Source organism: Bradyrhizobium sp. RDM12, from assembly GCF_051917485.1.
GTDB lineage: Bacteria > Pseudomonadota > Alphaproteobacteria > Rhizobiales > Xanthobacteraceae > Bradyrhizobium.
Genome location: NZ_CM133064.1, coordinates 6132112 through 6146006, shown reverse-complemented (window position 1 = coordinate 6146006; position 13895 = coordinate 6132112). Strand labels below are relative to the sequence as shown.

The 13895-nt window shown below is 59.9% G+C and carries 15 protein-coding genes and 2 pseudogenes; 3 read left to right on the top strand and 14 right to left on the bottom strand.

Annotated features, from left to right (window positions below; genetic code table 11):
- Positions 1–13 precede the first annotated feature (13 nt).
- The 5 genes and pseudogenes from ACTGJ9_RS30150 to ACTGJ9_RS30130 form a co-directional block, all read right to left on the bottom strand.
- Positions 14–874, bottom strand: a complete 861-nt coding sequence (locus tag ACTGJ9_RS30150) for a tyrosine-type recombinase/integrase (RefSeq protein ID WP_354266888.1) — start codon at positions 872–874, stop codon at positions 14–16.
- Between the two features lie 711 nt (positions 875–1585).
- A pseudogene (locus ACTGJ9_RS30145) lies at positions 1586–2260 on the bottom strand (class I SAM-dependent methyltransferase).
- Between the two features lie 253 nt (positions 2261–2513).
- A complete protein-coding gene (locus tag ACTGJ9_RS30140; RefSeq protein WP_456674029.1) occupies positions 2514–3011 on the bottom strand; it encodes a lipocalin-like domain-containing protein in 498 nt (165 codons plus the stop codon).
- 189 nt (positions 3012–3200) lie between these two features.
- On the bottom strand, positions 3201–4013 hold the full coding sequence (locus ACTGJ9_RS30135; RefSeq protein ID WP_456674028.1) for an ABC transporter substrate-binding protein: 813 nt from the start codon (positions 4011–4013) through the stop codon (positions 3201–3203).
- A 364-nt stretch (positions 4014–4377) separates the two neighbouring features.
- Positions 4378–4800 (bottom strand): hypothetical protein, encoded by a 423-nt coding sequence (locus ACTGJ9_RS30130; protein WP_011087400.1) that lies wholly within the window; start codon positions 4798–4800, stop codon positions 4378–4380.
- 184 nt (positions 4801–4984) lie between these two features.
- Here ACTGJ9_RS30130 and ACTGJ9_RS30125 point away from each other — a divergent pair, with 184 nt between their 5' ends.
- Together ACTGJ9_RS30125 and ACTGJ9_RS30120 are read left to right on the top strand one after the other, a co-directional pair.
- Complete coding sequence (locus ACTGJ9_RS30125; RefSeq protein ID WP_011087399.1) at positions 4985–5194, top strand: hypothetical protein; 210 nt, start codon at positions 4985–4987, stop codon at positions 5192–5194.
- On the top strand, positions 5181–5687 hold the full coding sequence (locus ACTGJ9_RS30120) for a hypothetical protein (protein WP_456674027.1): 507 nt from the start codon (positions 5181–5183) through the stop codon (positions 5685–5687). Before ACTGJ9_RS30125 ends, ACTGJ9_RS30120 begins: the two co-directional genes overlap by 14 nt.
- A 133-nt stretch (positions 5688–5820) precedes the next feature.
- On the opposite strand, the gene ACTGJ9_RS30115 is transcribed toward ACTGJ9_RS30120, so the two are convergent.
- From ACTGJ9_RS30115 to ACTGJ9_RS30105, 3 genes are all read right to left on the bottom strand, one after another.
- Entirely contained in the window at positions 5821–6252 is a 432-nt protein-coding gene (locus ACTGJ9_RS30115; protein WP_456674026.1) for a hypothetical protein, read from the bottom strand.
- A 429-nt stretch (positions 6253–6681) separates the two neighbouring features.
- Positions 6682–6840 carry a hypothetical protein gene (locus tag ACTGJ9_RS30110; RefSeq protein ID WP_456674025.1) on the bottom strand — a complete coding sequence of 53 codons (159 nt, stop codon included), beginning with the start codon at positions 6838–6840 and terminating at the stop codon, positions 6682–6684.
- A 74-nt stretch (positions 6841–6914) separates the two neighbouring features.
- Complete coding sequence (locus tag ACTGJ9_RS30105; protein ID WP_456674024.1) at positions 6915–7448, bottom strand: DMT family transporter; 534 nt, start codon at positions 7446–7448, stop codon at positions 6915–6917.
- 788 nt (positions 7449–8236) lie between these two features.
- Between ACTGJ9_RS30105 and ACTGJ9_RS30100 the strand changes: the two are divergent.
- Positions 8237–8359: pseudogene (locus ACTGJ9_RS30100) on the top strand (hypothetical protein); the annotation flags it as partial.
- Positions 8360–8689: 330 nt separating this feature from the next.
- Here the strand turns inward: ACTGJ9_RS30100 and ACTGJ9_RS30095 are convergent.
- From ACTGJ9_RS30095 to ACTGJ9_RS30070, 6 genes are all read right to left on the bottom strand, one after another.
- Positions 8690–9550, bottom strand: coding sequence for a carbohydrate ABC transporter permease (locus ACTGJ9_RS30095; RefSeq protein WP_456678676.1), 861 nt, complete (start codon positions 9548–9550; stop codon positions 8690–8692).
- Positions 9551–9635: 85 nt separating this feature from the next.
- A complete protein-coding gene (locus ACTGJ9_RS30090) occupies positions 9636–10736 on the bottom strand; it encodes a carbohydrate ABC transporter permease (protein WP_456674023.1) in 1101 nt (366 codons plus the stop codon).
- A 125-nt stretch (positions 10737–10861) separates the two neighbouring features.
- Positions 10862–12520 (bottom strand): sugar ABC transporter substrate-binding protein, encoded by a 1659-nt coding sequence (locus tag ACTGJ9_RS30085; protein WP_456674022.1) that lies wholly within the window; start codon positions 12518–12520, stop codon positions 10862–10864.
- Between the two features lie 381 nt (positions 12521–12901).
- On the bottom strand, positions 12902–13357 hold the full coding sequence (locus ACTGJ9_RS30080; RefSeq protein ID WP_456674021.1) for an RbsD/FucU family protein: 456 nt from the start codon (positions 13355–13357) through the stop codon (positions 12902–12904).
- Complete coding sequence (locus ACTGJ9_RS30075) at positions 13351–13491, bottom strand: hypothetical protein (RefSeq protein WP_456678779.1); 141 nt, start codon at positions 13489–13491, stop codon at positions 13351–13353. The genes ACTGJ9_RS30080 and ACTGJ9_RS30075 overlap by 7 nt, the downstream gene beginning before the upstream one ends.
- Before the next feature lie 180 nt (positions 13492–13671).
- Complete coding sequence (locus tag ACTGJ9_RS30070; protein WP_456674020.1) at positions 13672–13875, bottom strand: GcrA family cell cycle regulator; 204 nt, start codon at positions 13873–13875, stop codon at positions 13672–13674.
- Between the last annotated feature and the right edge of the window lie 20 nt (positions 13876–13895).

The window sequence follows — 13895 nt, the reverse complement described above, 5'->3', positions numbered from 1 at the left end:
ATCCCGCCGCTGATCATCCAGATGGCGTCACCTCCAGCGACAGGCGGTCGAGCGGGCTCTGCGTCGCCCGGATGGTATGAGTGGCGACCTGCGTATAGCGCGCCGTCGACGACAAATTATTGTGCCCGAGCAAAACCTGGATGATCCGAATGTCGGTTCCGTTCTCGAGAAGATGCGTCGCGAAGCTGTGGCGCAGCGTGTGCAGCGTGACGCGCTTGGTCAGGCCCGCGGCCTTCACCGCCGAGCGGCAGGCGGCGTGCAACACGGTCGGATCAATCGGATGATCTTCGTCACGACCAGGGAACAGATAAAGCCGCGGCCGGGCGAGCCGCCAGTAGGTGCGCAGGATGCCCAGCAGCTGGGGCGACAGCATCACGTTGCGATCCTTCGCGCCCTTGCCGTGGCGCACCTGGATGACGCCGCGGGCGCTGTCGATGTCTTCGATCCGCAGTCCCGCGACCTCGGAGGCCCTGAGCCCGGCCGCATAGGCGGTGGTGAGCGCGGCGCGGCTCTTCAGGCTGGACACGGCCTCGAGGAACTGCACCACTTCGTCGGCGCTGAGAACGACCGGCAGCTTGCGCGGTTCTCGCGCATAGGGAATGCGCTCCGGGATGAGCGCCTCGCCGAGCGTGACGCCGTAGAAAAACCGTAGCGCACAGACAATCTGGTTCAGCGCCGGCCATGAGATGCCGGTCGAGACCAGATGCACCTGGAAGGCGCGGACGTCTTCCAGCTCTAACCGGTCAGGCGATCGGCCAAAATAGCGGCTGAACTTCGAAACCGCGCTGATGTAGGATCGTTGCGTCGCCGGCGACAGATTGCGGACGGTCATGTCTTCGATCATGCGGCGGCGAAGAGGGCTCAAATCGGCCATCTCGATACTCCTGTCTGAGGGGGTGGGCTCCAACACCCACATCCTCTCAGCCAGGAGGCGATCTACGCTACCTTGCCCCTCACGCCGCGGCAGCGGCTTCGTTCAATCCTCTAATTGAGGACAGGCTCTAAACAGAAAAATTCAGGAACTACTGTATACAACTGAGATGACTGAAAAAGCTACGAGATTCTGCGAATTTCCATTCTCGGTCGCGCCCATGATGGATTGGACCGGGACATCTCAAAAAGCGAAGTACAATCAGCATTTAAGCGTGGTGGCCTTCCACCATGCTGTACCAAATGCTGTACTGAACCGGTGCTTGGCGTACGCGGGCGAGTGATGTCGCAATTTGGTGTGCATCCGATCACTCACGGGTAGCGCAGCGTACTACGCCAATCTGCGCGATTGTGATCCTTCGGACGAAGCGACGAAGCCGGCGTTTGGTCTCATCGATCTGGTGGAGCTGCGAATACCGCGCCCGTCGTTGTCACCGCTCGCTGCTCGGGTTCGCAGAACTTTAAAAGCTCAGCGGCTCTCTCCGCTTTCGTCTCCACAAAAATGATCGCGGCCAATCGTCGCCAGAGCTCAATTCGCGGAATGAACGGTTCTGGAATGGCAGCTTGTGGCGCAAAGCGATCGTCGGGGCGCTCATGATGGCCTTAGGAAGCCTAGTCGAGATTCGCTAACTTCCTCGTAGTTCTTGCTTTCGAGTTATGAGCACGTCCGGGATCCAGTCCGCCACCACGCTGCAGTGTTGCTCGCCAGATAGTCCGCGAAAGGGCCGTCGCTTCCTTCGTGCGGCGTCCAGAAATCATCGAACGACGAGAAGTCCATTCGGATCGTTAGCGCATCAACCTCGACCTCTGCAAGCCCGGCATCCATCCAGGCGCGCAAAAGGCCCTCACGCTTTACCAGAGGGCGAGCACACGCCTTAGCACGGCGCTCGGCTGCATTGGGATCAAGCATTGATGCTGTATCGAAGAACATGCGCCAAGGTACGAAGCCGCCCCGCACATCCCAGGTGGCCGCCGCAACTGTGCCGCCCCGGCGCGTGACGCGGCGCATCTCACACACAGCCCGTCCGCAATCCGGGATGAATTGGATAACCAACGAGGAGATCGAATGATCGAACGAGCCGTCCGGGAACGGCATCGCACAGGCATCCCCAACCTCTAACGCGACACGAGGATGATCTCGGTTCTGGGTCTTTGCATGCTCGACCTAGGGGGCTGAGAAATCAATTCCAGTGACGCTCGCAATGGCTGGATTTTGGGCGAGCGCAAAGGTCAAGCTGCCGGTGCCACAGCCGACATCAACAACACTGCCTTCTCGGATACCCGAGAAATCGATCAGCAACGGCGCGAGGCGGCGGCTCCAGCGCCCCATCTGGGCTTCATAGCCGCTGCCGCTTGATGACAAGAATGTAGAAGATAGCGCCATAAATGTCCTCCTGCGCGAAGGGCGGACTCAAACAAAGCAATACTGGGAGTTCAGGTTGCTCCGGCGCTGCACCAAATTCGAACTGACCGGACCGTAGGGCAGGCTATCTATTCGCGGCTGGTGCATGACCACGAAGGGGGCACCCACATGCGTCTCAAAGTGCCAAAGGAGGCTTATGCAATGCAACCGGGCGCTACCCTCAAACTTCTATTTCGTTTTTTTCGAACACAAGGAGGCTCCTCTGCATCCCCTTATCTGCCCAGTTGGGCATTATTCGCCACGTCGAGGTGACCTGAAGGCGATCACCGTCTAATTTGAAGAAGCGTGTTTGCTCAGTGCCCACCCACTCAGGGTTCCAAGCAACATCGACCTTCGTAATCCATTTGTCACCCTCAAGACGATACATGCCGGTGTAGGCGGCCATGCTGTTGAGCAGATCGGCGCGATCTTCGACCGTTTGTGGTGGCTTGCGCCCCTCTCCGGTCAGGACAAACATCACCCGGCCCTCGGCCGTGAAAATCGCGTAGCCCGTAGGAGAATGTCCGAACACGGGTTCTTTTTGCCCGGTGGCTTGAATTTCGATCTCTTGAGAAACCAGTTTCCAGATGCCGATAACCTTTTCACGCTCTTCCGCGAAACTCGGAGACGCTACGATAAGCGATCCAACGAAAGCAACGAGACGTTTCAACTGGGACATAAGCCCTCCAATGCTCTGCGCTTTTTGGTCGTCGGTAAGCTGATATTAGCGCATAACTTGAGAAGCTGGAATGTCCGTTCAGGGTCAAGATGCGAAGAACTCAACGTGAGCAAATCTGATCTGCTATGCCTCGGTGAGCGGACCTCAATGAAGTGCGCCGCTGCTTCTCTGATGGGCCAGTAAGCGAGGCTACTCAATCACCTCGTCGGCGCGGCCGAGCAGTATCGCTGGGATTTCGAGGCCTAGCGCTTTCGCGGCTTTGAGATTGATGATCAACTCAAAGTCGGTCGGTTGCTCAACAGGCACATCAACCACCTTGGCACCTCGCAAAAGCTTCGCGACCTGACGAGCGCATTGCCGAAAAACCACGCTGAGACGAGGACCATACGCAATCAGGCCGCCGTCCTCTGCCCCTTCAGGCCACTGCCAAATGGCTGGCAGACGGCGCAGCGCGAGATGGTCAAGGATCAGCAAACGGAACGACGATAGAATGGGTGATGCCAAAATGTTGAGTGCTTCGACCGAGGTCGCCGCCATGCGATCTATCGCTCGAAAGACTTGGTCCTCAGAGCGCGCTGTAAATGGAACGATCTCAACGCCGAATGCGCGGGCTGCATTTTCGAGAGTGTCGATGCTTCGTATGGGCTCGTGATCGGCCAAGACGGCTATCCTTCGAACTCTGGGAAGCGCCTCATGCAACAGCTCCAATCGCTTTACATCGAGCTGGAATGCAAAGATAGCGACACCCGTTGTGTTTCCATCGGGACGAGGCATGGAGGCGACGAGCTTGCTGCCAAGTAAGTCATCTGCCAGCGCCACGATAGGAGTGCGTTGAGTTGATTTCTGTGCAGCACGCGCTGCTTCTGGACCGGTAACCATGAGCACATCCGGCCGCGTTTTGATCAGCTCATTTGCGATCGTAAGAAGCAGTGTCTGCGCCAAGGTCGCGCCTGACAATTTCAAGATTGCGGCCCTCCACAAATCCGGCTCGGCCAAGTTCATCGAGGAAGACTTGCAATCCCGGAGGTGCCAAGATTGCAATGCGATACTGTCGTCCGGCCTGTTGCGCGCGCGCGGCTGGCCACCCAGCGGCTGCGCCGCCGAGAAGCGTTATGAACTCCCGCCTTCTCATGCTCGCCCCCAAGATCATGAGACGCATCATAGCGAGCAAACCGACCACTTTGATAGACCAACCGTGTCTGCCGGGCGCCCGAGGTCCGGTTCGGATCATTCGCGTCCATCTGGCCATCTTACCCGGACTTCCAGTCCATCCCTGGCTCCGGACATATCACCGCTATGCCGCAACTGACGCAATGGGCCATGAGCCGACATCGCTCCAATCAAGCGGCGGTACTTGTCAGGCTCCTTAGCGGCCGTAGGGGAAGCAGCGGTTGCGATCGAGTGTGAGACCGAAATGCGCTCCCAGCGCAGCGATGGCCGCTTCCTGCTGAGGATAAGGATCGGCATTGGATGCGGCTACGATGATGATCCGGAACCCGCCGCGATCCTTGCCACCCGGTGGCAGCATCGCTGTAGTCAGTGCATTGCCCTCCCTGTCGCGCAACGTGAGGAAAAGCGGCATCTCTCGCTGTACATGGGCCTCGAGGCCGATGTCGCGCTCGATCGCGTTGGGCCGCTCCGGACGCCAGGACTGGACTGCCTTCTCCCGCTCGCGGCAGAAATATTTCTCGACTGTGTGGCTCATCAGGCGCGACTCATGCGCCGCTTCACCTTCCGTCTCGATACGGAACCAGGTCTTACCCTTCGGCGCGTCGCAAACGTACTGCATTTCGCCCGTCCTGCGATCGCCGCAATTCTAGGGCGGCCGGCCCGCAAAGCCAATATGAGACTAGCTCCCGTGTATAGCGCTGCACGATCAGAGGGGCTAAGAGTTCTTGATTGGACGTTGAAGTTCTAGTGAGCCCAAACCATAGTAGGCCGAACCGGAACAATCCACTTCAAGGAGCGTACCGATGCATGACGTAAGGGAAAAGCAACGCGAAGCCCGCCGGAAGATCATTCGCCAATGGGCGAAGCTTCCGAAGGATAAACGGCAGTCTATGGAGGGGATTTCTGAATTCGCCAGGACCGCCGCTCAGCAGAACGAGAAAGCATTCGTCCGCAGTCGTCGCGATCCGCATGAGAAGATCATGGGATGGCTATTGCCGCGTGCTCATCTCTGAACGACTGAGTCCTCAGTACATCCTTCGAAGGCGACACCGAAATTTCGGCAAAGTCGTCGAATGTCCTGCCGTGTCCGCACCCCCGGCAGGGCCGCTACAAAGCGACGAGATAACTGTTAAGCTGAAAGCAACCATCATCGTCGCAGCGCTGCTAGCTGCAACGGCTGCACATGCCGAGACGATGGATCTGAAATGCTGGGCGCGGGGCCTTACGGGTAGCGAGCGCAACTCGGTCTACATAAACGGGGAACAGGTCACCGTTAATCTGGACGAGGGGACGATGCACTCTCGGACATTCGGATGCAATTTGGCCGTCCACGTCACGGATACGCACTTGTTCTTTGAGACGGCGCTTACGCTCGGCAACATTTGGCAACATCTGTTCGACCCGACCGCTGTCTGGCAAGGTTTCATCGACCGCGTCGACGGCACGCTTAAGGCGCATAAACGCGACGGTACTGTCATCAGCGGGCACTGCCAGCTGGTCGGCTGAACCTGCCCATGTCGCAGATGGGTCAAAATGCGAAGAACTCAACCTGAGCAAAACTGGTCCACCATACCTCGGTGAGCGGACGTCGCGGAGCGATGCTGCCATTTCGCCGAAGGGCCAGGAGCACACGGCGGGTTTAACCGCGGACCCAATCGGGACAAATATCTATCTCGAACTCAGGATAGCGCGTCCAAGTGAAATAAGCTTTGGGGTCGGCGATGATACGGCAGCCGTGCTCTGCATCTCGAACGTATTTGGGATCGCCCTGGCGCCAGTATTGAATGACTCTCCGCGGCTCACTGTTTTCGGTGGGGCCTGCTTGGCAACACCAGACGTTTGGCGGGTCGCCGTAATGCAAAGTCTTTTCGCGGATGGCCCGCGCGATGGGGCCGGCAGGCCATTCGTCCTTAGCGTGCGCGGCCGGGGCTCTGGCGGCGAATGCAACGCGAAACAGCCGAGCGCAGCTTTGGCATGTCACTTCAGCAAGGGCAACTTCATCTGCATACGCGTTTGCAACCTTGCTGGGATGAAATACGCAATAGCGAGGAACCGCGTGCTCGTCGAACACTGGCTCCTCGTGTATTCGCGACAGGATGTCGTCATAACAATTATTCACCACTCAGACTCCTATCAAGGAGCGCAGACATCAGGCGCACTCTAACCCGGCCAGCAATCGAAACCTGCGCTGTTATTGATGATCGGGATCGAAAAAGCCCGCTATGGGTCATAACGCGAAGAACTCAACTTGAGCAAATCTGGTCAGCGACGGCTCGACGAGCGGACTTGTCGGAGGCTGCCGTCGCCTCGCCGAGGGGCCAACGGGCGACATTTATCGCATCTCTGACTAGCAACTTTGCTTGTCCCTTTTTATGGCGCGTCCGATAGCGCGATCTCCTTGCGACCACGTCGTTGGTTGAGCAGGAGAACGGTAATGCCACTGCTGGAGATCAGGGAAATACCGGCGAGCGCGAGGGGGTTGGCAACTCACCCCAGACGATTAGGCCAGAGAGGACTCCCCAAAGAGCGAAGCTGTAAAGAAGGGCGCGACGGTGCCGGTTCGGCCGAGCCAATAGGCGAGCATGAGCCCGAAATGCCCGAAGGCAAGGCACGACCCCGCGACGCCGAGGAAGGTGAGATGGCGATCAGTCGGTGCCACCCATGTCTCCAGACCGAGAGACATCATCCCTGCCGTAATAATCATCATGAGCATAGTCGCAAGGATCACCACCGTTACCGGAATGTTGGTGGGTACACCACGCCCGACGAAATCCGCCCAGCGCCCAGCAGCGCAGCCGCAAAAGCGAGCAGGGCAGCGGACGGGAGGCCGCTCGCGCTGGGCTGTGCCACCATCAGAGCGCCCGCGAAGCCGACCAGCGCGAGGGCGACGCGCGTGGGACCGATCCTTTCGCGCAAGAGAAAGGCCGCGCCGAGGATTAGGATCAGGGGCGTCGTCTGAAGAATGGCGATCACATCGGCGATCGGCATGCGAGCAAGAGCCACGACATAGCAGAGCGTGCAGAGCGTTTCCCCGACCGCCCTCAGCAGCGCGCGCGCGTTGAGCAGTCCAGAAATAGCGCTCCATTCGCGCCGAAAGGTAACCAGAACCGCGCAGGCAAGAGTGGCCGCGATGCTGCGCAAGAAGAGCACCTCGAAAGGCGGAAGGTCCTCGGTGACCAGCTTCATAAAGCTGTCTCCGACCACGAAGAACGCGGTCGCGGCGACCATAGCGGCGATACCGCTGATATCTGAAGCATCTTTGCGCATCGGACTTTGGTGTACGAGATCAATTTGAACGTCAAGCCGTAGGCGTGAACGTCCGTTCCGGGTCATTCGCGAGATTTGCTCGCGTCTTCCCGACTAGACCGTTCCCCGGAACGAAATACCCCCGCAGCAGTCATTTCACACTGGGCTGTATGGGGAATTGGGCATTCCATCTGCCGATTACTTTTGTGAAATAAGCAGAGATCGCGGCCCGGATGGCGCTCGCGGAGCCCGACGCCGCAAAGGTGCGGGCGATGCATATCCTGGCCCTTGAGTATTTCGACAAGGCGCGCAGGGCGAGCACCGAAGCAGCAACGCCGCCAGCCGAGCCCACTATGCCACCCGACATCATCCAGAGGCGGTAGCAAACCGATAAATACGGCTGGGCCGCCTGCCTACAGCCGGAATGAATGTTGGATTTGGCGCAGACGCCCCAGCGCCGCGTCGGTATAGCGCCCGTAGTACAGCTGCTGGTCCGCGAGACTGGCCGCTGCAAGTAAAAGAGCAGCTATGGCAGCCACCCTTGATCATAGGGACTTCGGTAGCCCTGCCGGGTAAGAGAGTCGCTAAATGGTAGGGCTGCCTCGACTCATTTCACCCGACCAGCCTCACGTAAACGATTTCTTTATTTGCCCGCAGAATGTGCTCCCGCCTTTCCACGACGGCTTTATCGATCTGTAAAATCTATCTTAAACTTCGTCTCCATGGAAAAGCTGTCGCGCGCCATGGAAAACTGCCCCCTCGGCGCCATGAGGAATTGCCCCCTCCTTGGATAGCCGAGGAGAGAGCGAATGAAGCAGGAACGAATCACTGAAGGCTCGTCGTGGATTGATCCACGGGAGCAGGTAATGAAGACGCCGGATGACGTGGCGGAGATGTTGCGCCTGAGGGCGTGCGGGTGGGGTCTGAAGCGGATTGCCCGCGAGCTGGGCTGCAGCCATCACACGGTCAAGGACTATGTGATGGCGGGCGGTGTGAAGCCGTTCAAGTCGCCTGAGCGGAAGAAGCAGCTCGCCGGCCTTGAGGGCTGGCTGCGCGAGAGGCTTTGGTGGAGGTTCGTCGCGAAGCATGAGCGTCTTGATCACGCTCATCGTCATCACGTCCTCGTGGTTCGGTTCGGCCGGCCGGCTGATCCGGCGCAGCAACCGGCGGATAGTCAGGTCCGCGCGGGGGCGAGCATCGTATCCAAGGTTGCGTGCGGCCGGTCGCGCCCGTCGCCACAGCTTGATACAATTGCCGCCGTGCTACTTTCCCGCGCCCGTCGTCAGGCCGCTAACAATGTAGCGCTCGAGGAAGATGCCGACCAAGACGAGCGGGGCGATTGCCGCCGTCGACAGCGCCGCCATCGACCACCAGTTGATGCCTTGCGAGCCGGTCTGGCTCGCCACCATCACCGGCAGCGTCTTTGCGTCCGTGCTGGTGAGGAGAGCCGCGAAGAAATACTCGTTCCAGCACAGCACCAGCGACAGGATGAAAGCGGCCATCATCCCGGGCACTGCAAGCGGCAGGATGATGCGCAGGAACGCGCCCCAGGTCGACAGTCCATCGACGAACGCGGCTTCATCGAGCTCGATCGGGATCGCGTTGAACTGGTCGCGCATGATCCAGATGACGATGGGCAGGACCGAAAGCGTATAGAGCAGGATCAGGCCGAAGCGGGTGTCGAGCAGTGCGAGCGCCTTGTAGAGCACGAGGAAGGGCAGGGCGAGCACGACCGGCGGCAAGATCAGTTGCGACATAAAGAAGAACAGGATGTCGTCGTTGCGCATCCAGGCGAATTTGTAGCGGAAGCGGCTGAGGCCATAGGCCGCGAGCGAACCGAGGATCAACGCGAGCAGGGACGCGCCTACCGAGGTGATGATGCTGTTAACGAACCGGCTCGTGAACTCCGCGCGGGCGGTTGAGGTGCCGAACAGCGTGTCTGGCGACAGCCCGAGCGAGCGCCATCCCTTCCAATCTGGTTGGAAATCGACCCATGGGATCAGATGCGCCTGCGTGACGTCGACTGCCGATTTGAAAGATGTCGTCACCGTCCAGTAAATCGGGAACAGGCAAATGAACGTCCAGAACAGGAGCGCGGCATAGATCAGCACGCGGCCAAGCACCCGCTTGGCGCGCGGTGCCGCGGGATGCCGCCGGACGGATTTCAATGCCGATGTCGATATCGACACGCGCGTGGACTCCTTGGTTCTAGACGACTCTCTGCGTCCAACGCTTGGACAGGCGGAGGAGCAGCGTCAGGAGGACGATGATCAGCACCAGATAGACGATGGCGAGTGCCGTGCCGTATCCGACATTGGAGCGGTCGCGGTACACGCGATAGATGAAGCTCGACACGGTGTCGGTCGCGCCCCCGGGCCCGCCGGCCGTCACGTTGATTACGATGTCCGCAAGCTTCAGCTTGAAGATGATGCGGATGATGAGGACGGTGATGCTGACCGGCAGCATGATCGGAAAGGTGACGTGCCAGAACGTCTGCCAGCCGTTGGCGCCATCGACCTTGGCGGCCTCCTGTACCTCCCGCGGCATGGCCTGGAGGCCGGCGAGCAGGATGATCATGATGAAGGGGATCGACACCCAGGCGTCCATCGCCTGGATGCTCAAGCGCGCCATCCAGGGCGAAGCGAAGAACGCCGGGTTCTCCCATCCAAGATAACGCGCCAGCGTCGCAGCGGGCCCGAAGCGATATTCGAGGAGCGACTTGCCGATCATCCAGCTCACCGCGACAGGGCTCAGCATCATCGGCAGCAGGAACACCACACGGAAGAACTTGCGAGCGCGGATCTCGGCGCTGAGCAGCAGCGCGAGGCCAAACGCGATCGCGTACTCGCCGAGGACTGCGACCGCGTAGAAGATCATGTTGCCCAGCGCGTTCCAGTAATAGGTGTCGTTGAGCATCCCGACGAGATTGCCGAAGCCGCTGAAGCGCGGGCCTTCGACCGAGCTAAGATTCCAGTCGAGCGAGGCGATATAGATCCCGAAGATGGTCGGGAAGATCACCACCGCAGTGGTGAAGAACACCGCGGGCAGCAGGAACAGCGCGCGCTGGCCGCGCTCGCCGCGGATCAGCACTTGGGCGATGGCGAAGCCGAGGGCCCAGATGAGATAGGCGATGAGGACTGGTCGCCAATCGGCGAACCCGGCCGCGGTCGCACCGGTCGTGTGCAGGATCTGGACGAGGAACACAAGCGGGAAGCCGAGCGACGTCACCGCGACAAGCGCGCGGCCAGCGGCCTTCCGCCTGGCCGCCGCGCGCGCTACCGCAGGCTGGTGGTGCAGGTCGTCGGTCACGGGAGCTGAATTCTGCATGGCAATCGAACTCTGCCGATCCTGAATGCCCGGCCGGCCGCCGGGCAAGTTTTCGGCTGGCACCGCGAGAGCGGCGCCAGCCGAGGGTCTTCGTGATGCTCTTGCGGCTACACGCCGAGCGAGGCCTTGTAGAGTCCGATCTGCCGCTCGCGGCCGATCTGGTCGGTCAGCTTCTCCCATGCGGCGGCGATGTTGTTCGCGCCGGTCTGCGCGTCGACCTTCCCGGCAAAAATCTTCGTCAGCTCATCCTCAGCGATGCTGTAGTACTGGAAGATGCCGGGGATGCGCGGCTCGACCGCCCGGTTCGGATGATTGTAGGAGCCCAGCTGCGAGTTGAGGTAGGAGGTGATATATTTGCGGTCATAGCCCGCGGCCACCCATTCGTCGAACTGGAAGTGGCTGGTGCGGTGGGCCTGGAAGCCCGACGGATACATCACCATCCACAGCGACAGATCTTTGCCGCCGAGATGCGCGGCCGCGCTCCAGGCAGCCTTGTGCTTCTTCTCGTCGCCATTGACCCTGGCCATCACGTAGACGCCCCAGCCGAGATAGGCGCAGTTCGGCGCGTGGTTCGGACCGCTCGCAAGTCTGTCCCATTGTCCGGTCTTGGAATTATAGACATCGTCCGATCCCGGCAGGATGTCGAAGCCGACGATGTCGCCGATGACCGAGGTGTCGCTCGCCTTGGCGACCTGGCCGATGTCGCCCCACCAGGGGATCATCGAGCCGATGCCGGCGAGAAATTGCTGGAAGCCGGTGGTGTTCGGATCGGCATTGAGCTGGTCGGCCGGCTCGAACGGCAGCGCGTCAATGACGTCCTGGATAGCGCGCACCCAGGCCGGATTGTTGATGCGCGGCTTCATCGTATCGATGTCGAACAGCCAAGCCTTGTCGTCGGGATGTTTGGCGTAGGCAGAGGCGCGGCTGCCGAGGAAATAGAAACCGAAGCCGCCCCAGGGCTTTGGCGCATCGAGATAGCCGAACGCGTTCTGGTTCTTGATCTTCTTGCCTTTGAGGAATTTCGTCACCGCCTGCACCTGCTGCCAAGTTTTTGGCACGCCCCATTCGCCCGTGTTGCCGGCGTCCTTCCAGGCCTTGGCAAGGGCTGCGTCGGAGAAGACGTCGGTGCGGTAGTTGAAGTTGTGGCAGTCGCCATCGATGGTGATGCGATAGGTCTTGCCGTTCCAGGTTCCGACCGGCGGCTTCAGATAGTCGACATAGTCATCGATATCGATCTGCTTTTTGACCCAGTCCGGCATCTCCGACGCCAGGCCCTTGCCACAGACATCGCCCTCGAACGGCGCGCCCATCTCGAGGATGTCGAAATCGACCGTGCTCGTCGCGATCGCCTGCTGGAGCCTTGGGTTGTAGTCGGCCTGGGCGAGATCGATCCAGGAGATTTTCGCACCGGTATAAGCTTCCCACGGCTTGAGGAAGCCGCGGAACAGGAGATTATGCAGGTTCTGATTGTTGAGCCCCATGAATGAGAGCTCGACGCCCTTGAATTCGCCTTCCCTGACGCTCGCCTTGGTCGGGCCGAGGCAGAGCTCGCCGACCTTCTGCCAGTCGGCGTCCGTCGGTGCGCCCTTGCCGACACCCGGAATTTGCGTGATCTGCGCGCGCAGGTTGGTTTGCGCCGATGCGAGCTCCGAGAACGTGCCGAGTGCGCCGCTGGTGCCGAGTGCTGCGGCGCTTGCCGCGCCTGTCAGCACCGTTCGCCGGTTCGGCTGGAATGCGGAATGCTGAACGTGATCGTGCTGTTTCACCGCGATACCCTCCCGTTTTTGATCTTCTTTGCGTGACTTTCTTTTGTGAAGTCCACTTCGCCCGAGCACGTCGATGACGTGACGCTCGGCGGACTTCTACGTCGTGGCGATGGCGGCAGAGGCCGTTTCGAGTATGCAGCGGCACATATCAAAGTCAACGAATGCGCGTGAAGTTGAGGCCGTGCGTGCCGTCGATGCGCGAACGAGAGCAGAGTCTTCGCAATGCCGCGCTGCAAGATGATTGATGCAGTGCAGCGCCGATCACCGTCGCGGTGATCGTGACTGGGCAGGTTCCGCGAGCGTGTCATCATCTCGTCGTCGTATTTATGTCAGACGGCTCGTACGGCCATGCCGTCGTCCAGGCGGTTTGAGGGGTTCACCTCAAGCTGCATCAGGCGGGATGACGCCCTTCTTGAAGATGAAGCAACCATAGAAGCGCCGCTCTCCGGTCTGGATCACGCAATAGGATCTCTTCGCAAGCTCGTAGAATGCAAAGCGCTCGACTGAGGCCATCCGAAAAGATCGGACCTGGGTCGCATCGATTTCGGCCTGGACCTCGCTCTGCACGGGCGGAATTTCGTTGGGCTGGCCGACGATCTCCATCCGGGATGCCGGCTTGTCCACGAAGCTGTCGAGCGGCAGCACCGACAGGATTGCGCGCGTGGCGCGGCTTGCGGTGACGTTGTCGATGCGTAACAGCCGCCCCAGCACAGTCTGGCGCGCGACCGCGTCGACCGGAAAGTTCGTGTCGCAGAGCACGAGATCGTCGCCATGCCCCATGGACCGCAGCGCATAGAGAACATCGGCATTCAAAAGCGGATCGATCGATTTCAGCATGCGGCGTCTCCCTCGACGATATCGGGCTTCTTGAATGATTGACCATCCGATGTTGCGGTGCCGTCGTCCATATCGACGCTCCACGACTTGCAGGGATCATGTATCTCGGCATCGATCTCGACCTCGGCGGTCAAGACCGTCCTCGTTGATCGCGCTCAACGCGTGATCGCGAGCGCCAGTCGACCGTTGAGGACGGCCTCGCCGCGTCACGGTCTCGCTGTCTGTCGCGATGAGCCGTTAGCCCGTATTCTTGACCGCCTCAGCTAGCATGGCGTAAAGCTGGCGCTTGCTGAATTCATTGGGCTGCCGCCTCTCTAGCGGTTTCGATACATTCTTTTCCATCGGGCTGGAACAGGCGGCCGACAACGCCGGCCTTCGCTTCGCTTCAGGCGCAATCGAGTCAGTCTCCCGCAAACTGCGTTACGGCTACACCCCAGTGCGCGCGCGATCTGTGTGGCGCTGTGTCCCAATGCCCAGAGTTCTTTGAGCAGTGTTACGTCTTTCTCAACCCAACTCATGGGAGATACTATAACGCCGG

Bases quoted from the DNA above. Each gene is read 5' to 3' on its own strand.
- ACTGJ9_RS30105 (WP_456674024.1), bottom strand. From the start codon at position 7,448: ATGCGCAAAGATGCTTCAGATATCAGCGGTATCGCCGCTATGGTCGCC.
- ACTGJ9_RS30070 (WP_456674020.1), bottom strand. From the start codon at position 13,875: ATGAGTTGGGTTGAGAAAGACGTAACACTGCTCAAAGAACTCTGGGCA.
- ACTGJ9_RS30130 (WP_011087400.1), bottom strand. From the start codon at position 4,800: ATGCAGTACGTTTGCGACGCGCCGAAGGGTAAGACCTGGTTCCGTATC.
- ACTGJ9_RS30135 (WP_456674028.1), bottom strand. From the start codon at position 4,013: ATGAACTTGGCCGAGCCGGATTTGTGGAGGGCCGCAATCTTGAAATTG.
- ACTGJ9_RS30140 (WP_456674029.1), bottom strand. From the start codon at position 3,011: ATGTCCCAGTTGAAACGTCTCGTTGCTTTCGTTGGATCGCTTATCGTA.
- ACTGJ9_RS30150 (WP_354266888.1), bottom strand. From the start codon at position 874: ATGGCCGATTTGAGCCCTCTTCGCCGCCGCATGATCGAAGACATGACC.
- ACTGJ9_RS30080 (WP_456674021.1), bottom strand. From the start codon at position 13,357: ATGCTGAAATCGATCGATCCGCTTTTGAATGCCGATGTTCTCTATGCG.
- ACTGJ9_RS30125 (WP_011087399.1), top strand. From the start codon at position 4,985: ATGCATGACGTAAGGGAAAAGCAACGCGAAGCCCGCCGGAAGATCATT.